The 18,247-nt window shown below is 71.5% G+C and carries 16 protein-coding genes; 9 read left to right on the forward strand and 7 right to left on the reverse strand.

Annotated elements, in window-relative coordinates:
* Positions 1 to 71 precede the first annotated feature (71 nt).
* Genes ACIRL2_RS35020 through ACIRL2_RS35035 form a run of 4 tightly spaced genes read left to right on the forward strand, consistent with a single transcriptional unit; the run spans position 72 to position 5,299 of the window.
* Positions 72 to 1,736, forward strand: coding sequence for an ABC transporter substrate-binding protein (locus ACIRL2_RS35020; RefSeq protein ID WP_395859423.1), 1,665 nt, complete (start codon positions 72 to 74; stop codon positions 1,734 to 1,736).
* The gene (locus ACIRL2_RS35025) at positions 1,733 to 2,704 is read left to right on the forward strand and encodes an ABC transporter permease (protein WP_402237635.1); all 972 of its coding nucleotides are present in this window, start codon (positions 1,733 to 1,735) and stop codon (positions 2,702 to 2,704) included. Before ACIRL2_RS35020 ends, ACIRL2_RS35025 begins: the two co-directional genes overlap by 4 nt.
* A gap of 4 nt (positions 2,705 to 2,708) precedes the next feature.
* Positions 2,709 to 3,569, forward strand: a complete 861-nt coding sequence (locus tag ACIRL2_RS35030; protein ID WP_402237637.1) for an ABC transporter permease — start codon at positions 2,709 to 2,711, stop codon at positions 3,567 to 3,569.
* Positions 3,566 to 5,299: a dipeptide ABC transporter ATP-binding protein gene (locus ACIRL2_RS35035; RefSeq protein ID WP_402237640.1), complete on the forward strand. Its 1,734-nt coding sequence runs from the start codon at positions 3,566 to 3,568 to the stop codon at positions 5,297 to 5,299. The genes ACIRL2_RS35030 and ACIRL2_RS35035 overlap by 4 nt, the downstream gene beginning before the upstream one ends.
* Here the strand turns inward: ACIRL2_RS35035 and ACIRL2_RS35040 are convergent.
* Positions 5,277 to 6,062, reverse strand: coding sequence for a TetR/AcrR family transcriptional regulator (locus tag ACIRL2_RS35040; protein ID WP_402237642.1), 786 nt, complete (start codon positions 6,060 to 6,062; stop codon positions 5,277 to 5,279). The genes ACIRL2_RS35035 and ACIRL2_RS35040 overlap by 23 nt on opposite strands.
* A gap of 80 nt (positions 6,063 to 6,142) precedes the next feature.
* Between ACIRL2_RS35040 and ACIRL2_RS35045 the strand changes: the two genes are divergently transcribed.
* From ACIRL2_RS35045 to ACIRL2_RS35060, 4 genes are all read left to right on the forward strand, one after another.
* On the forward strand, positions 6,143 to 7,666 hold the full coding sequence (locus tag ACIRL2_RS35045) for an MDR family MFS transporter (protein WP_402237645.1): 1,524 nt from the start codon (positions 6,143 to 6,145) through the stop codon (positions 7,664 to 7,666).
* Positions 7,667 to 7,852: 186 nt separating this feature from the next.
* Positions 7,853 to 9,541: a hypothetical protein gene (locus ACIRL2_RS35050; RefSeq protein WP_402237647.1), complete on the forward strand. Its 1,689-nt coding sequence runs from the start codon at positions 7,853 to 7,855 to the stop codon at positions 9,539 to 9,541.
* Between the two features lie 158 nt (positions 9,542 to 9,699).
* A complete protein-coding gene (locus ACIRL2_RS35055) occupies positions 9,700 to 10,098 on the forward strand; it encodes a GNAT family N-acetyltransferase (RefSeq protein ID WP_402237649.1) in 399 nt (132 codons plus the stop codon).
* Between the two features lie 163 nt (positions 10,099 to 10,261).
* A complete protein-coding gene (locus ACIRL2_RS35060; RefSeq protein ID WP_395859431.1) occupies positions 10,262 to 11,779 on the forward strand; it encodes a CHAD domain-containing protein in 1,518 nt (505 codons plus the stop codon).
* A gap of 342 nt (positions 11,780 to 12,121) precedes the next feature.
* Here ACIRL2_RS35060 and ACIRL2_RS35065 read toward each other — a convergent pair whose 3' ends face one another.
* Positions 12,122 to 12,352 carry a hypothetical protein gene (locus tag ACIRL2_RS35065; protein WP_395859435.1) on the reverse strand — a complete coding sequence of 77 codons (231 nt, stop codon included), beginning with the start codon at positions 12,350 to 12,352 and terminating at the stop codon, positions 12,122 to 12,124.
* A 305-nt stretch (positions 12,353 to 12,657) separates the two neighbouring features.
* On the opposite strand from ACIRL2_RS35065, the gene ACIRL2_RS35070 reads away from it, so the two are divergent.
* Positions 12,658 to 13,053 carry a DUF427 domain-containing protein gene (locus tag ACIRL2_RS35070; protein ID WP_402237651.1) on the forward strand — a complete coding sequence of 132 codons (396 nt, stop codon included), beginning with the start codon at positions 12,658 to 12,660 and terminating at the stop codon, positions 13,051 to 13,053.
* 57 nt (positions 13,054 to 13,110) lie between these two features.
* Here ACIRL2_RS35070 and ACIRL2_RS35075 read toward each other — a convergent pair whose 3' ends face one another.
* From ACIRL2_RS35075 to ACIRL2_RS35095, 5 genes are all read right to left on the reverse strand, one after another.
* Positions 13,111 to 14,244, reverse strand: a complete 1,134-nt coding sequence (locus ACIRL2_RS35075; RefSeq protein ID WP_395859437.1) for a glycoside hydrolase family 19 protein — start codon at positions 14,242 to 14,244, stop codon at positions 13,111 to 13,113.
* A 270-nt stretch (positions 14,245 to 14,514) separates the two neighbouring features.
* Positions 14,515 to 15,528: a 4-hydroxy-2-oxovalerate aldolase gene (gene dmpG, locus ACIRL2_RS35080; protein ID WP_402237653.1), complete on the reverse strand. Its 1,014-nt coding sequence runs from the start codon at positions 15,526 to 15,528 to the stop codon at positions 14,515 to 14,517.
* Positions 15,525 to 16,442, reverse strand: coding sequence for an acetaldehyde dehydrogenase (acetylating) (locus ACIRL2_RS35085; RefSeq protein WP_402237655.1), 918 nt, complete (start codon positions 16,440 to 16,442; stop codon positions 15,525 to 15,527). Before ACIRL2_RS35085 ends, dmpG begins: the two co-directional genes overlap by 4 nt.
* Positions 16,439 to 17,503: an amidohydrolase family protein gene (locus tag ACIRL2_RS35090; protein ID WP_395859440.1), complete on the reverse strand. Its 1,065-nt coding sequence runs from the start codon at positions 17,501 to 17,503 to the stop codon at positions 16,439 to 16,441. Before ACIRL2_RS35090 ends, ACIRL2_RS35085 begins: the two co-directional genes overlap by 4 nt.
* Before the next feature lie 56 nt (positions 17,504 to 17,559).
* The gene (locus ACIRL2_RS35095) at positions 17,560 to 18,174 is read right to left on the reverse strand and encodes a 3-hydroxyanthranilate 3,4-dioxygenase (protein WP_402237657.1); all 615 of its coding nucleotides are present in this window, start codon (positions 18,172 to 18,174) and stop codon (positions 17,560 to 17,562) included.
* Between the last annotated feature and the right edge of the window lie 73 nt (positions 18,175 to 18,247).

Genomic DNA, 18,247 nt, shown 5'->3' on the forward strand with positions numbered 1-18,247 from the left:
GGTGTGCCGGCGGCGGTCGCTCCGCCCTGCGCCTCTTCGCACGATCCCCCGACTCTCGACAGGACTCGACCATGCGCGTATTCCGACCACGTCTACCCGGAATCGTCGGTGCGGCACTCGCCGCCGCGTTGGTCCTGTCCGCCTGTACCGCGAACACCAGGACCGACAAGGCGGCGGCGGAGCCGGCCGCGGGTCCGCCGGTCAAGGGCGGATCCGCGACGGTGGCGATCAACACCGAGCCGACCTGCTTCGACATCCACGTCAGCCCCCAGGACATCACCGCCTCGATCCAGCGCAATGTCTTCGACTCGCTGGTCTCCGAAGACGAGCAGGGCAACTTCCAGCCCTGGTTGGCCACTTCCTGGGAGGTCGCGCCGGACCTGACCAGCTACACGTTCAAGCTGCGCACCGACGTGAAGTTCACCGACGGCACCGCGTTCGACGCGAACGCGGTCAAGGTCAACTTCGACCGCATCGCGGCCAAGACCACCAAGTCGCAGTACGCGGCAAGCCTGCTCGGCCCCTACACCGGCGCCGAGGTGCTCGACCCGGCGACCGTCAAGGTCACCTTCAACAAGCCGTTCGCACCCTTCCTCCAGGCCGCGAGCACCGCCTACCTCGGCTTCTACTCGCCACAGGCGTTGACCGCGGCGGGCGACAAACTGTGCGCGGGCGGAGCCCAGTTGGTGGGCACCGGCCCGTTCAAGTTCGCCGCGCACACCAAGGCCCAGAGCCTGACGCTGGAGAACAACCCGGCGTACAACTGGGCGCCGGCCGGATCCAAGCACCAGGGCCCCGCCTACCTGGACAAGCTCACCTTCCGCTTCCTGCCCGAGGACTCGGTCCGGGTGGGCGCCTTCGCCGGCGGTCAGGTGGACATCGCCGGTTCGATCCCGCCGATCAACGTCAAGAGCCTGGAGGCGCGTGCGGACGTGCGCGTACTGCGGCACGACTTCGCGGGCGCGGTGTACAGCCTGTTCCTGAACACCACGCGGGCACCGTTCGACGACGAGCGGGTGCGCAAGGCGGTGCAGCGCGGGATCAACATCGGACCGAACATCCAATCGATCTACTTCGACCAGTACCGGCGCGCGTGGGGCCCGCTGGGACCGGCCACGCCGGCCTACGACAAGTCGTTGGAGAACACCTGGCCCTACGACCCGGCGCTCGCGGGCCGACTGCTGGACGAGGCCGGGTGGAGCGCGCGCGACGGGGACGGCTATCGCACCCGGGACGGCAAGCGGTTGACCGTGCAGTGGCCGACCGCGCCCGCCGCCGTGCGTGAGCAGCGCGACATCCTGGCCCAGGCCGTGCAGTCGGACCTGAAGAAGATCGGTGTGGAGGTCCAGCGCCCGGCCCTGGACCTGGGCGCGTTCACCACGAACGCGTACGCGGGCAAGTACGACCTGCTCGACATGAGTTGGGCCCGGTTCGAACCGGACGTGCTGCGGCTGTACTTCAACTCGGCGAACCTGCCCAGCACCGGCGGACAGAACGCGGCCTGGCTGAGCAACCCGCAGATCGACGAATGGACCAACGCCGCGGCGGCCACCCTGGATCGGCCCACCCGCGACCAGCTCTACGCCAAGACCCAGGGCTGGGTGATCGAACACGCCGCGGTGGTCCCGCTCTACTCGGCCACCACCCTGTTCGCGACCGGCAAGCAGATCAACGGGCTGCGGTTGGACCCGAACGCGTGGCCGCTGTTCCACGACGTGTGGACCTCACGGCGATGACCTCCGCCGCGGCCTCGGCCGCCCCCACCGCCCGCCTGCCGCGCGTGTTGCGCGCGGTCGGCGGGCGCCTGGTGGCGATCGCGACGGTCCTGCTCGGCGCCGCGACGCTGGCTTTCGCCGGGCTCAAGCTGCTGCCGGGCGATCCGGTGGCCACGCTGCTGGGACCGCAGACCACCGCGTCCCCGGCCGTACGCGCGCAGATCCGCGCCGACTACGGCTTCGACGACCCGCTGGCCAGCCAATACCTGCACTATCTGCGGGAGTTGCTGCACGGCCGACTGGGCGAGTCCTATCAGCTCCAGCAGCCGGTGTCCGCGCTGATCGGCGAGCAGTTCGGCTCGACCTTCGAACTGGCGCTGTCCGCGCTCGTGTTGGCCGTGGTGATCGCCGTGGTGTCGGCGCTGGCCACCGCCGGGCGGCGGTCCGCGCTGCGGTCGGCCTTGGGCGCGTGGGAGTTGGTCGCGGTGTCCACACCCTCGTTCTGGCTGGGCATCGTGCTGCTGACGGTGTTCTCGTTCCGGTTGCAGTGGTTTCCGGTGGCCGGCACCGAGGGCGTGCAGACGCTGGTGCTGCCCGCCGTGACGCTCGCCCTGCCGATCGCGGGGGTGCTCGCGCAGGTGCTCCGGGAGAGCCTGGACAAGGCACTGGGCGAGCCGTTTGTGGTCACCGCGCGGGCGCGCGGGCTGAGCGCGACCGCGGTCCGGGTCCGGCACGCCTTCCGGCACGCGGCGATTCCGCTGCTGACCCTGTCCGGCTGGCTGATCGGAACCCTGCTCGGCGGCACGGTGCTGGTCGAGAAGGTCTTCGCCCGACCCGGGATCGGCGCGCTGACCCTGCAATCGGTGAACACCAAGGACATGCCGGTGGTGATGGGCGTCGTGCTGCTCGCCGCCCTGGTGTTCGTGCTGATCTCGCAACTCACCGACGTGCTCTACGCCGTCATCGACCCACGGCTGCGGAAGGGCTGAGCGGATGAGCCAGACACTGGCGGCCGGCAAACGGCGGGTGCGGATCCGGCGCGGCGACACACCGCGGCCGAGCGTCGTGGTCGCGCTCGCCGTTCTGCTCCTGTTCGCGCTGATCGGCCTCGCGCCCGGGCTGTTCACCGGCACCTCGCCGATCGAAACCGATCCGCTCGCCGCCCTCGAGGGACCGAGCGCGGAGCACTGGTTCGGCACCGACCAACTCGGTCGCGACGTGTTCGCCCGGGTCCTGCACGGCGCCCGCCCCTCCCTCCTGCTGGGCCTGGGGGCCACCGTGTTCGCACTGGTCGGCGGGACCGTCTGGGGGCTGCTCTCGGCGCTGGGCGGGCGGGCCGCCGACCAGGTGGGCATGCGCCTGGCCGACATCATGTTGTCGCTACCCGAACTGCTGCTCGCGCTGTTCGTGGTCACCCTGCTCGGCCGGGGCACCGTGGACGTGATGGTCGCGGTGGCGATCGCGGCGATGCCCGGTTACGCGCGTCTGGTGCGCGCCGAGGCCCTGGTGGTGCGCCGCTCGGGCTACGTCGAGGCGGCGGCGGGCCTGGGCCTGCGTCGACCGGTGCTGATCGTGCGGCACGTGTTGCCCAACGCGATCGGGCCGCTCCTGGTGCTGGGCACGGTCGGCTTCGGCACGTCGCTGATCTACGCCTCCGGGCTCAGCTTCCTGGGCCTGGGCGCTCAGCCGCCCTCGCCCGAGTGGGGCGCGATGCTGTCCGAGGGGCGCGGCTTCCTGGAGACCGCGTGGTGGATCGGGGTGTTCCCCGGCGCGGCGGTCACCTGCGCGGTGATCGCGGTGAACGTGGCCGGCCGGCATGCCCATACCCGATTCGCCGGAGGGATTCCCCGATGACCACCACCCCCGCGACCGATCCGCTGCTCGTCGTGGACGGACTCGACGTCGCCTTCCCCGGCCGTGAACCCGTGGTGCGCGACGTGTCGTTCACCCTGGCACGGGGAGAATGCCTGGCCGTGGTCGGCGAATCCGGGTCCGGCAAGAGCGTCACCGCGCGCACTCTGGTCGGGCTCACCGGCGGCGGCGCCCGGGTGAGCGCCCGTCGCCTCGACTTCGCCGGCACCGACCTGAGCCGACTGTCCGAGTCGCGCTGGCGAACGATCCGGGGCCGCCGGATCGGCCTGGTCCTCCAGGACGCGCTGGTCTCGCTCGACCCGCTTCGCACGGTCGGCGCGGAGGTCGCCGAGACGCTGCGTACCCACGCCGTGGTGCCCCGCGATCGGATCGGCGCCCGGACGCTCGAACTCCTGGGCGACGTCGGCATCCCGGACCCCGCCCGCCGAGCCCGGCAGTACCCGCACCAGCTCTCCGGCGGGCTGCGCCAGCGCGGCCTGATCGCCTCCGCGCTGGCCGGCGGCCCCGAACTGCTCCTCGCGGACGAGCCGACCACCGCGCTCGACGTCACGGTGCAGGCCCAGGTGCTCGGCCTGCTGGGCCGGCTCAAGGAACAGGGCACGGCCGTACTGCTGATCAGCCACGACCTGGCCGCGGTGGCCCGGATGGCCGACCGCATCGCGGTGATGTACGCGGGCGAGATCGTCGAACAGGGGCCGGCCGAACGGGTCTTGTCCGAGCCCGAGCACTCCTACACCCGGGCGCTGCTCGCGGCGGTGCCGTCGGTGCACGCGAAGGGAACCCGCCTGTCCGCGCCGGTGGGTTCGGCCCGGGTGGCGGTACCGGCCGCGCCGCCCGTGGGCGAGGTGTTGTTGGAGGTGGCCGGGATCGGCAAACGCTTCCGCGGGCCGGACGGGACCCGGCACGACGCGGTCCGGGACGTGTCGTTCGAGCTGCGGGCGGGCGAAACGCTCGGCGTGGTGGGCGAGTCCGGATCCGGCAAGACCACGGCCGCGCGGATCGTGCTGGGCTGGGAACGGCCCGACACGGGATCCGTGCGCTTTCGCGACGCGCCGTGGAGCGAGCTTCCCGAGTCCGCGCGGCGTGCCTCGCGCGGTCGGATCCAGGCGGTACAGCAGGACCCCCTCGGCTCGTTCGACCCCCGCTACCCGGTCGCCCGGATCCTCGGCGAGGCGGTCGCCGCCGCGGGGCTCCCGGGCGGCCGGCTGCGGCCCACCCGCGCCGCGCATCGCGCCCGGGTGGCCGAACTCCTCGAACTGGTCGGCCTGTCCACGGACCTGTTGGATCGCAGGCCACGCGACATGTCCGGCGGTCAACGCCAACGTGTGGCCATCGCACGGGCGTTGGCGCCCTCACCGGACCTGATCGTGTGCGATGAGCCGGTGTCCGCGCTGGACGTGTCCATCCAGGCCCAGATTCTCGACCTGCTCGCCGATCTACGTGCCGAGTTGGGCCTGGCGCTGCTGTTCATCTCGCACGACCTGGGGGTGATCCGGCACGTCAGCGATCGCATCCTGGTGATGAAGGACGGACGGGTGGTGGAAAGCGGCGACGCCGAGCGGGTGTTCACCCGGCCGCAGGCGCCCTACACGCGCGAGTTGCTCGCGGCCGTACCGCGCCCGGTGGCGGCGGCCGACGACAACCCGCTCCCCGCACCGAGGCATCCGGCGGAGCGCGACGGTCGGGTGCTCAGCGCCGGGGGCGCGTCGTGACCGGGGCGGCGCCCGCGCGCGGCCCGAACGCGCGCAGGAACGTGGTCACCCCGGCGGTGACCGCGCGGTCCAGGGCCGCGTCGTCCACCGGCCGGGTGCCCAACGCGGTGAGTGTGGGCAGGTCCCCGGAGATCAGCGCCAGGAACTGGTTCGCGGCGGTGACCGGGTCGTCGATGTCCAGGTGTCCGCCGTGCGCGAGCCGGGCGAGTCGGCCCGCCAACGCGTCGATGATCCGTACCGTGCCGCCCTCGCGGATGGTGTCGTACAGGTCCGGGAAGCGCGCGGCCTCGGCGTACACCAGCCGCTGCAGCGCCCAGCCCTTCTCGCCGGCCTGACACTGCACGACGCGATGGGCGATGGCGGTCAGCCGCGGATGCAGGTCCTCGGCGTCGGTGGGAAACGCCTCCAAGGCGGCCAGGATCCGGCCGCTGGACTCGATCGCGGCCTCCACCACGACGGTGCGGAAGAGGTTCTCCTTGCCGCCGAGGTGGTTGTAGATGGTCGGCTTGGACACGCCCGCCTCGGCCGCGATCGCGTCGATCCCGGCCAGCGTGTAGCCCTCACGGGTGAACACCGCCTCGGCGGCGGCCAGGATCGCCCGGCGCTTGTCGATCCGCCCGCGCGTGGTGGCGTGCGCGGCAGGCGGCACCGGTTCGGCCGCCTCGGTCGGCGCCGTTTCCGCGCTCGCGCGGGCCGCCCCGCCGGCCCGCGTCGCCGTACCGCCGGTCGTTCGCGTCGTCGACCTCTTCGTTCCCTCGACCATGTTGCGACGTTACCAGACGTGCTGTTACTTTTTACTCGCGAGTTTAGTTAACTGATCTCATCGGTAACTTGGAGGCGTTCATGGCCACCGCACCCCCCGACCCCGAGACCAAGATCGACGGGCCACTCCTGCGCCTGATGCTGGTGATGCTGCTCGGCGGCGTGATGGGCATCCTGGACACCACGATCGTCAACGTCGGCATCGAGACCCTCGGCGACCGCTTCGACGCACCACTCAAGACCATCGAATGGGTGGCCACCGGCTACCTGTTGGCCCTCGCCGCGACCGTGCCACTGGCCGGCTGGGCGGCCGCCCGCTACGGCGGCAAGACCGTATGGCTGACCGGGCTGACCGTCTTCCTCGCCGGTTCGGCGCTGTCCGCGATCGCCTGGAACGCGGAGAGCCTGATCGCCTTCCGGGTGCTCCAGGGCATCGGCGTCGGCGCACTGGAGCCGACCCTGCTGACCATGCTCGCCCTGGCCGCCGGCCCCAAGCGGGCCGGAAAGATGATCGGCATCGTCGGCGCCGTGGTCACCCTGGGCCCGATCCTGGGACCGGTTCTCGGCGGCGTACTGCTCGAACACGCCAACTGGCGCTGGATGTTCATCATCAACCTGCCGATCGGTGTGCTCGCGCTGGCACTGGCCTATCGGCAGATCCCGGCCGATCCGCCGCGCGAGGGCGAGCCGCCGCCATTGGACGCGCGCGGCATCGCACTGCTGTGCCCGGGGTTCGCGGCGGTCGTGTACGGCCTCTCCCAGGCCGCCGGCGACAGCGGCTTCGGCGCGCCGCAGGTGATCGCGGCACTGATCGCGGGCGCGGCCCTGATCGTCGGCTACGTACTGCACGCGCTGCGCGCGGAGCACCCGCTGATCGACGTCCGGCTGTTCCGGATCCGCGGCTTCGCGGGCGGCATCGGCGCGGTGTTCCTGACCGGGATCCTGTTGTTCTCCCTGCTGTTCCTGATCCCGCTGTACTACCAGGTCGCGCGCGACCGGGGCGTGATGGCGGCGGGCCTGCTGCTGGTACCGCAGGGAGTCGGCGTGTGGATCGGCATGCCGATCGCGGGGCAACTCTTCGACAGGATCGGTGCCCGCGCGCTGATCCCGTTCGGCGGCGTACTGGCCGCGCTGGGCATCCTGGGCTTCAGTACCGCCGACGCCGGTACCAACACCGCGATCCTGGTGGGCTATTCGCTGGTGACCGGTGCGGGCCTCGGCTTCGTCGGCGCGCCCGCGATGTCCTCCGTGTTCGGCTCGGTGGCCCCGGAATCGGTGCCCAGCGCGACGGCGGCCGTCTACCTCAGCAACCAGATCGGCGGCACGCTCGGCATCGCGATCGCCGCGCTGGTCCTGCAGAACCGCACCGAGAGCCACGCCGTGGTGCCCGCGTTCCAGGGCACCTTCGGCTATTTGATCGCGATCGCGCTGGTCGTCGGGGCGGTCGGGCTGGTGTTGCGGCGCGCGACGGCCGGAGCTTCGGGCGGGGACGTGGACGGGGCTTCGGACGAGACTTCGACCGGGGACGCGAAGGCGGTGGCCGAGACGGAGGCGGGTTCGAAGGACGGCGTGGCTGCGGCCGGACCGGCGCGGCTGGAGGTCTGACGCCCGGCGTGGTCCCGGTCCGTGCCCCGTCTCGGCGGCGCGCGGACCGGGGCCGCCGGGTCTCGGCGGCTCGACGTCTCCTCCCGCGTTCGAAAATTCCGCGCACGAGGCGTGAGGATGCGCCGGTCGCGGTGTCCCAAGGAGGCAGGATCCGGCGGGGAGCCGGGCCACCTCGGGGGGATACACATGGGGGACACCGATCGCGACGGCGAACGACCGGACGGTTTGGTTCCGGTTGATCTACGCAAGGACCTTTCGCTCGCGCGACAAGCACCCGAAGCTGCGTCCGCGGCTGCGTCGGCGACCGCGACCAAGACCGCGCCCGCGCCCGCACCGAAACCGACCGGTTCCCTCGCAGAGCCGACCGGCCTGATCTACGACCTGATCCGCTGGCCGATCCGGATCGTCGCGGTGCTCGTGCTGTTGCCGACCCGGCTGGCGTGGGAACTGCTCAAGGTCGTCGGCCGAGGCGCCCGGAACCGGGTCCTGTACCCGGCCGGCCGGTTTCTGGCGGCGCTCGGGCGCGCCGCCAAGGCGGGAGTTCGGAACTGGTTCCTGATCCCGATGGTGCGGGCGATCGTGGCCATCGGGCGCGGGCTCCATACCTGGGTGTGGGGCCTGATCGTGGTCCCGCTCGCGAAAGGCGTGCGGGCCGGTGTGTTCGCGGTGGGTCGCGGGCTGCGGTGGCTGGCCGTCGACCTGCTGTGGCGCGGGCTGCGGCTGTTCGTTCGGTACGCGATGGTGGTGCCGCTGCGCTGGGCCCGGACCGCACTGCTGCGTCCGCTGGGTTCCGGGCTGGTCGCGCTGATCCGGTTGCTGATCCGCGCCCTCCGCCTGCTCGGCGCCGCGATCGGCCGCGCCGGGTACGTGCTTCTCGTGTTGCCCGCCCGGTGGGGTTGGCGCGCCGGCCGGGTGGCCGGTCGCGGCCTCGGGCGGTGGTTGCACTACCTCCTGATCGTGCCGCTGAAGTGGCTGTCGCGCGGCGTGTTGGCCGGCGCGCGATTCGGCCGACGTGGTCTGGTCGTGCTCGGGCGGGGTGTCGGCTTCCTGCTCCGGCACGTCGTGCTGACGCCGGCCGGGTGGGTGTGGCGCGGACTGCTCGCCGGAGCCGACCTGGTCGGGCGTGGCCTGGTCCTGAGCGCCCGGTTCGTCGGACGCGTGTCGTACCTCGGCCTCGTCGTCCCGATCCGCTGGGCCGGCCGAGGCACGCTGCGCGGGCTGCGGCTCGTCGGGCGCGGGATCGCGGCCGTCGGGCGCGGCATCGGGATCGTCTTCGAGGTGGTCGTCGCACGATCGGTGGTCTGGGCCTGGCGCCGGGTCGTCCGCCTCGTCCGCGCCCTCGGCCGGGTGTTGTACGTCCTGGTCGTGCCGCCGGCGCGCTGGGCCGGCCGCGGGACCCTGGTGCTCGCCCGGATGATCGGCCGCGCGCTGCGCTTCCTGATCGTGCTGCCCGTGCGCTGGGCCGGCCGGGAGACGGTGCTGCTTGCCCGGGCGGCCGGCCGAGGACTGCGCTTCGCGGCGGTGCGACCGGCGTTGTGGATCGGACGGCGGACGGCGCTCCTGGTCGGCGCGAGCGCTCGGGCGGTGCGCGTCCTGATCGGGCGACCACTGGTGTGGGCGAGGACGGCGGTGGTGGCCCCCACCACTCGCGCGATCGCCGACGGTTGGCGCGCGACGCTCGGCCCGATCGGCGCGATCTCGCGCACCGTCTGGGCCCAATCCCGGCAGGCCGGCCGCGACGTACGCCGCGCGCTGTCGTTCGCCGGGAAGTCGTCCGGGAAGTCGTCCGCCGAATCACCGGGCAAGTCGCCGTCGCCGGGGAAGTCGCCGTCGCCGGGGAAGTCGCCGTCGCCGGGGAAGTCGTCCGGCGAGTAGGCGGGCAGAGCCGACCCGCGTCAAACCGTGCCATTCCTCCCGAAGCCACCCTCTCTCCGCCCCAACCATGGGATGTCCATTGCCCGCCACGGCTTCTGGAACGGGTCCGAATCTCGTTGAATGTCGTCGTGGATACGAATGTGGCGACTATTCGGCGTGTGACGACGGTGGCGGACGTGATCGCGGCCGGGGACCTCTTCGACGACCCGGTACGCCCGGACTGGGCGGCCCGCTTCCTGGCCGAGGCGGGGCATCACATCCTGCTGGCCTACGTGGGCGCCACCCCGGTCGGGATGGTCACCGGTGTCGAGACGACGCACCCGGACAAGGGCACCGAGATGTTCCTGTACGAACTGGCCGTCGCCGACGACCACCAGCGCCACGGCATCGGCCGCGCGCTCACCGAGGCCCTGGCCGAGTTGGCCCGCAAACGCGGCTGCTACGGCATGTGGGTGCTCACCGACCGCGACAACGAGGCCGCCGTCGCGACCTACCGCTCCGCCGCCGCCGACACCGAGTCCGACCACGTCATGTTCGCCTGGACGTTCGAGGACTGAACCCGCGCGGATCACCCGTGTCGGGCCGGCGGAATCGGGCACAGGTATCCGCGAGCCCGGTCGGCGAACTCCGGTCCGGGACCTGTCGACCATCCGCCCCCGAGGATCCCTCGCCCACCCGGATCGAGGCCCTCGCGACGCCCCGAGGAAGCAGGTGCGTGCCATGGCAGAAGTCGTGCGTGAGGTCGAGCGCAAGTATGTCGCGCCGGACGGGGTGGGCGTGCCGGACTTCGCCGGGATGCCGGACGGGGTGCGGGTCGAGGTCGGCGAGACCGTCGAGCTGGACGCGATGTACTTCGACACGCCCGGCCTGGCGCTGGCCGCGCGCGGGATCACGCTGCGGCGGCGGACCGGCGGCGCCGATGCCGGGTGGCACCTGAAGTTGCCCGCCGGAGTGGACACGCGGGACGAGGTACGGGTACCGCTCGGCGCCTCCGAGCGGGTGCTGCCGGCCGAACTCGCGGTGCGCATCCGGGCGTACACGCGCGGGACCGAGCCGGTGCCGGTGGTGCGGTTGCGGACCGTGCGCGAGGTGCGCGTCGCCCGCGCGGGCGGGCCCACGCTGGCCGAGATCGCGCGCGACGCGGTCACCGCCGACGTACTCGTCGGGCCGAGCCCCGGCAGCACGTCCTGGTCCGAGGTCGAGGTCGAACTGGTGGACGGCGAACCCGCGTTGTTGGACGCGCTGGACCGGCGACTGGCCAAGGGCGGTTGGCGCCGCGCGGCGGCCCCCTCCAAGCTCGGGCACGCGCTGGCCGAGGCGGGCCTGCGGCCGGAACGCCGGGTCGCGAAGCCGCGCGCGGACAGCGCCGGCGCGGTGGCGCTGGACTACGTACGGGAACAGGTCGACACGCTGCTCGCGTACGACCCCCGGGTCCGCCTCGACGAGCCGGATTCGGTGCACAAGATGCGGGTCGCCACGCGGCGGCTGCGCAGCGCCTTCCGGGTCTTCTCGCGGGTGCTGGACGAGCGGGTGACCGGGATCCTGGGCGCGGAACTCAAATGGCTCGCGGCGGAGTTGGGTCGGGTTCGGGATCAGGAGGTGCTCGCCGAGCGACTGCGCGAGCGGATCGCCGCGCTGCCCGCCGAGGCGGTGCTCGGTCCGGTCGAGGCCCGCTTGACCGCCTGGGACACGCGCGGGCGTACCGAGGCCCGGGTTCGCGTCCTCGCCGAACTCGACGGCGCCCGCTACTTCGCCCTGCTGGACGCCCTGGACGCCCTGATCGCGAGGCCACCGTTCACCGTGAAGGCGGGCCAACCGGCACGCCGCCCGGTCGCGGCGGCCCTGCTCCGAAGCGATCGGCGGATCTCCCGGCGTGCCCGGGTCGCGCTGCGCTCGCCCACCGGCCGGGCCCGCGACACCGCACTGCACGAGGTGCGCAAGGCCGCGAAACGGGTCCGCTACGCCGGCGAGGCCACCCGCCCGGCACTGGGCAAGCCCGCCAAGCGGCTCACCAAGCGGGCCAAGGGATTGCAGAGCCTGCTCGGCACGCACCAGGACAGTGTGCAGACCCGCAAGGCGCTGCGCCGGCTGGCCATCGCGGCACACGGCGCGGGAGAGAGCTCCTTCACGTGGGGCCTGCTGTACGGCCAGGAGATCGCCCTGGCCCAGCGGGTCGAGGCCGAGTTCCCGGCCCACTGGGCCGACTTCGCCCGCCCGCGGCTGCGCCGGGGTCTGTAGCCCGCTCCCCACCCCCGTTGCCCGTGTCCTCCCCGCTTCCCGTGTCCTCCCCGCTTCCCGTGTCCTCTCGCTTCTCCGCTCTCCCCGCTTTCGGATCCAGGGGTGGGCATGGACAACCGATCAAAACGAGCTCGTCATGGCCTTCGCCCTGGTCCCGCCCAGCACCGCGATCTCCTCCGACCGCCGCCTGGTCGCCTTCCGCGCCAAGGACTCCTCCCGGTCCGCTGCCCCGATCGTGACGACCCCGGCCTGACCGTCACCGTCATCGCGTGGTGTGACGAGGAATGAGGCGGTGCCCCCCACTCGGGGCACCGCCTCATTCCTCGGCCCTACCGAGTGCCGCTAGTGCACCCAGAGCGACCAGAGGGTGCCGCCGTTGTTGAGACAGAGGTACACCGGGCCGTGGGCCGGTGCGGCCGCGCGGCCGGCCGCGTCGCAGGAGGCCTGCGACGGGTAGTAGCCGTAGAAGATGAAGCTGCCGCCCGGGGCCGGGTCCGCCATCGCGGGCTGCGCGGCAGCCCCCACGCCCAACAACGCCGCAGCCAACGCGACACCCGCCATAGCCTTGCGCATGTGCTCGACTCCAATTCTCGCCCCGAGGGCAACTCGGTTCGCTGGAACGGTATTTGGTCCCTGCTGCGCTGCCGGCGCGCACGCGGAAAACGCTAGCCGGTGCCTTCACCTCGAGCAATAGGTCTATACCAATTGAATCGATCCACACGTTACTCACACATTCGCCGGACGCTTTCGCGGCCATCCGGCGCCGAAGCACCGCGCCGGATACCGCCCACGGCCCACGATGCCGCCGGAATGGTTCGCCCGTCGCGGCGGTTGACCGAGGGAAGACCGCAGCACCGAGTTCCGCGGAGGAGATTCGCATGCCGATACCCGCACAGGGCCACCTCGTGACGACCGTGCACAGTACGCAGACGGTGACCGTCGAGATCGACGGCGAGGTGGTCGCACGATCCACCCGTCCGGTGGTGCTCTACGAGACCGGACTGCCGATCCGGTACTACCTCCCGCCGGACGACGTCGAGTTGACCCGCTTCAAGCCCACCGACACGCACACCACGTGTCCGTTCAAGGGCGAGGCCTCGTATTGGACCTACCTGGGCAACGGCGACACCGGCCCGCGCGCGGACGTGGCCTGGGCCTACCCCGAGCCGATCGACTCGGTCCCCGACATCGCCGGCCGGCTGTGCTTCTACGACACGGTGGCCACGGTCACGGTGGAGGGGGAACCGCCGGCACCGCCGGCGCCGTCGGCCTGACCCGCGATGCCGGACGCGCGGGGCCGGCCGCCGGATCGGCCCGCCCCGCGCCCGGATTCAGCAGCTCAGGTTGTTCCCGGGCGTGGTTCCCAGGATCGACACGAACGACTGGTAGCTGTTGATCCGGCTCTGTACCTGCGCCGGGTTGCCGCCGTTGCATTCCAACGCGCCGTTGATGCTGCGGATGGTCTCGCCGAAGCCCGCCCCGTTGACCATCGCGTTGTGCGGGGTCATCGTGCCGGGGCCGTTCTGGGTGTTCCAGTACCAGAGGCCGGTCTTCCAGGCCACGGCCGGATCGTTCTGGACCAGGTAGGGGTTGTTCAGCAGGTTGATGCCCAGGGCGTCACCCGCCGCCTTGTAGTTGAAGTTCCAGCTCAACTGGATCGGACCGCGCCCGTAGTAGGCGGCCTGACCGGCCGGGCAGCCGTACGGCTGGTTGGCGTCGCAGTAGTGCGGGTAGTTCGCGGTGTTCTGCTCGACGATGTGGACCAGGCCACCCGTCTCGTGGTTGACGTTGGCCAGGAAGGCCGCCGCCTCCTGCTTCTTGACCGTGTCGCTGCCGGTCTTGGCGAAGCCCGGGTAGGCGCTCAGCGCGGCGGTCAGGCCGGCGTACGTGTAGAACGGGTTCCGGTTCGGGAACATCTGGTTGAACTGCGCCTCGCTCACCACGAAGTCGCCCGGATTGCCGCCGTTGCCGCCCGTGCTGCCACCGGTGGTCGTACCGCCGGTGGTGGATCCGTTGCAGGTGAACGGCTCCCAGAACCAGGTGCTGATCACCGGGTCGTAGCCGGGGTTCGCGTTCTTCGCCCGGTAGAGGTTGCCGTTCGTGTAGCGCACGATGGCGCCGACCGCGTAGTTCGTGCCCGCCGCCCAGTTCGGGTACGTACAGGTGCCGCCCCCGCCGGTCGACCCACCCGTCGAGCCGCCGGTGGTCGGGTCGCCACCGCCGCCGCACGAACCCTGGTCCGCCCAGACGTCCGTCGTTCCGGGCACCTCACCCTGGGTCCACCACTTGGCGCCCCAGTTGTGGCCGTTGTACGAGGCGGTCGCACCGCCCGTGTAGACGGCCGACGAACTCCATCCGGTCGCGCAACCGGCCGCGGAGGCGGTCGAGGCGAACGGCAGGGCCGCTGCCAACGCCCCCACCACCGCGATGGCCAACAGGAATGCCACGATCCGTTTTCTCGCCATGGAAGCCCACTCCCTCGCGCGGGGGACACCGCGCTTGATCGACGGGAAGTACCATTACGCGTACGTCAACTGTCGTACCTGGACCGGCGCTTGCCTCGATTGAGGCCCCTGGACGAGATGTTGCGGGGCTCACTCAATACGAATGGTCTATACCAGTCAAGGTCTGCGCGGCATTCGTCTCACGCTCTGGGCGCCGTCCATGCGCCGGCGAAGACGACGGGAGCCGGCCCCGCCCCTCGGCGAAACCGGCTCCCGTCGTCGCCCATCGGGCTACTTCGCCGCGTTGACCAGGTCCAGCGCGATGTCGACGATCATGTCCTCCTGGCCGCCGACCATGCCGCGCCGACCGACCTCGACCAGGATGTCCCGGGTATCCAGGCCGTAGCGGTCGGCCGCGTCCTCCGCGTGCCGCAGGAAGCTGCTGTACACGCCCGCATAGCCGAGGGTGAGGGTCTCCCGGTCGACCTGGACCGGCCGGTCCTGCAGCGGGCGGACGATGTCGTCGGCCGCGTCCATGAGCCGGAACACCGCACAGCCGTGCCGCCACCCCATCAGATCGGCGACCGCGACGAACGCCTCCAACGGGCAGTTGCCCGCACCCGCGCCCATGCCGGCCAGCGAGGCGTCCACCCGACGCACGCCGTGCTCCACCGCGACCACCGAATTGGCGACGCCCAGACCGAGGTTGTGGTGCGCGTGGATGCCGATCTCGGTCTCCGGCGCCAACACCTCGCGGTACGCCCGCACCCGCTCGCGCACGCCGTCCATGGTGAGCCGGCCACCGGAGTCGGTGACGTACACGCACTGCGCGCCGTAGGACTCCATCAGCTTGGCCTGGCGCGCCAGTTCGTCCGCGGGCGCGAGGTGACTCATCATCAGGAAGCCCGCGACGTCCATGCCCAGCTCGCGGGCCGCCGCGATGTGCTGGGCGGAGATGTCCGCCTCGGTGCAGTGCGTGGCCACCCGGACCGAGCGAACTCCCAGGTCGTGGGCCCGGCGCAGTTCGGCCAGCGTACCGATGCCCGGCAGCAGCAGGGTGGTCAGCTTGGCCCGGGTGACCACCTCGGCCGCCGCCGCGATCCACTCGTCGTCGGAGTGCGCGCCCGGCCCGTAGTTGACGCTCGACCCGGCCAGCCCGTCGCCGTGCGCGACCTCGATCGCGTCCACACCGGCCGCGTCCAGCGCGGCGGCGATCTCCCGGACCTGGTCGGTGGTGTACCGGTGCCGGATGGCGTGCATGCCGTCCCGCAGGGTCACGTCCTGGACGTAGATCTCGTGCGTCATCGGGTGGCCGACCTCTCTGCCGCGCGCAGCGCGGCGGACGTCATGATGTCCAGGTTCCCGGCGTAGGCCGGCAGGTAGTGCGCCGCGCCCTCGACTTCGAGGAAGACCGAGACCAACTTGCCGCTGCCGCCCGCCAGTCGGGCGAGCGGATCGTTCGCCGTGATCGGGCGGAACTGCACGTCCTGCTTGAGCCGGTAGCCCGGGACGTAGGAGGCGACCTCGGCGACCATGGTCAGGATCGACGCGGTCACCGCCGCCTCGTCGGCGTCCGCGCCGATCACGCAGTACACCGTGTCGCGCATGATCATCGGTGGTTCGGCCGGGTTCAGCACGATGATCGCCTTGCCCTCGGCCGCGCCGCCGACCTGTTCCAGGGCACGCGACGTGGTCTCGGTGAACTCGTCGATGTTGGCGCGAGTGCCGGGACCGGCCGAACGCGAGGAGATGGACGCGACGATCTCCGCGTAGGCCACCGGCGCGGTTCTGGACACCGCGGCGACGATCGGCACGGTGGCCTGGCCGCCGCAGGTGACCATGTTCAGGTTGGCCGCGTCCGGATGCTCGTCCAGGTTGACCGCCGGGATCACGTACGGGCCGAGCGCGGCCGGCGTCAGGTCGATCAGCCGCTTCCCGTACGGCGCGAGCACCTTGGCGTTGTGCCGGTGCGCACCCGCCGAGGTCGCGTCGAACACGATTTCGATGTCCGCGAAGTCGGGCATGGCGAGCAGGCCCTCGACGCCCTCGTGCGTGGTCGGTACGCCGAATCGGGCCGCCCGGGCCAGGCCGTCCGACGCGGGGTCGATGCCCACCATCGCGGCGAGTTCGAGCGTGCTCGACACCCGCAGAATCTTGATCATCAGGTCGGTGCCGATATTGCCCGACCCGATGATGGCGACCTTGGTCCGGTCGGTCATCGCTTGAGTCCCTTCGTGGGTTCCGCCAACTGTCGCGGCGCGTACCGCTCGCCCGTGCCGGGTCGCTCACCGAGTCCGAAGAAGCGCGCCGCGTTGCCGCCGAGGATCATCCGCCTTTGCTCCGCGGTCAGTTCGGGGCAGGCCCGGATCACGCCGCCGGGGTCCGACTCGCCCAGCGGGAACGGGAAATCGGTGCCGAGCATGACCCGATCCGGCCCCATCACCTCGACCAGCAACCGCAACGCGCGCGGGTCGAACACGGCCGAGTCGACGTGGAAGCGCCGTACGTACTCGGACGGCGGCCTGGGCGAATCGGCCCGGACCAGATCCCGGTTGTGCCACGCGTTGTCGGCCCGGCCGAGCAGGAAGGCGAAGCTGCCGCCGCCGTGGCAGAAGCACAGCCGCAGTGACTCGGGCAACTTCTCGAACGCGCCCTGGAGGATCATCCCGAGGATGCTCAACTGGGTCTCCGCGGGCATCCCGACCAGCCACGGCAACATGTGGCCGCGCATGCGCTCGCCGCCGAGCATGTCCCACGGGTGCACGAGCACCGGGATCTCCTCGGCGGCACAGTGCGCGAGGAACTCCACGATCCCGTCGTCGCCGAGGTACCGGTCGCCGACGTGGTTGCCGATGTGCACGCCGCGATGCCCGGCCGCCGCGGCCCGGGACGCGGTCTCGCATGCCGCGCCGATGTCCTGGAGCGGGACCTGACACAGCGGCAGCAGTCGCTCCGGGTCGAGCGAGCAGTAGTCGAGGATGCGTTCGTTGACCAGGTCGCACCACTCGACCGCGCGCGCGGTCTCGGCCGCGTAGCCGAACATCAGCGGCGTCGAGGAGATCGCCTGGACGTCCACGCCGAGCGTGTCCATGTCCGCCAGCCGGCGTTCGGGGTCCCACAGCGGCGCGATCACCGGGCGGTACTCGTCCTCGCCGCTCATCATCATCCCGGTGCCGTCACCGTGGACCCGCAGCCACGGCTCGCCCGCGCCCGTCAGGATGCGGCTCTCGGCCCGCGAGATCCTCGGGAAGACGTGCGAATGGACGTCGATGACAGTCACGGAACCTCCGTGGTTTCACCGCCGGGCTCGGCCGGCGGTCGGGGCAGGGGTGCAGATCAGGCGGCGGGTCCGGGCCCGGTCCGGGGGGTCCCGGCGGTGTCGGAGCGGGGCACGGTTCGCGGACGCATCGCGTCCGGCCAGTGCCGGCCCGGGTGGATCGCGCCGCAGTGCGGGCAGGTGCGGTCGCCGTCGTAGAAGGCCTCGAACAGCGGCGGCAGGTCTTCGACGATCGACCCGAGTTGCACCGTCGAGCGGTTCACCAGCCGGTGACACTCGACGCAGTACCACTCGAAGGCGTCGATCAGACCCTGCGCCCGGCTGAATTCGACCACCAGTCCGATGCTGCCCGCCTCGGGCCGCTGCGGCGAGTGCCGCACGTGCGGCGGCAGCAGGAAGACGTCGCCCTCGTTGATCTGGATGTCGACCGGCGGCTTGCCCTCCTCCTCCATCACCCGGAGCACCATGTTGCCCTGGAGCTGGTAGAAGAACTCCTCGATCGGGTCGTCGTGGAAGTCGGTGCGCTGGTTGGGCCCGCCGACCACGGTGACCACCAGGTCGGCCTCGGTCCAGATCTGGATGTTGCCGACCGGCGGCTTCAGCAGTTCCCGGTGCTCGTCGATCCACCGGGTGAAGTTGAACGGCAGGCCATTGGTCGGCTTGGGCAGACTCATCGCTCGCGGTCCCTTTCTCTCACGGTCCGTTCGCGTTCTCGCGCGGTCGGTTCGGGTGCTCGCACTTCGGTTG

Source organism: Embleya sp. NPDC127516 (assembly GCF_044765325.1).
Lineage (GTDB): Bacteria > Actinomycetota > Actinomycetes > Streptomycetales > Streptomycetaceae > Embleya.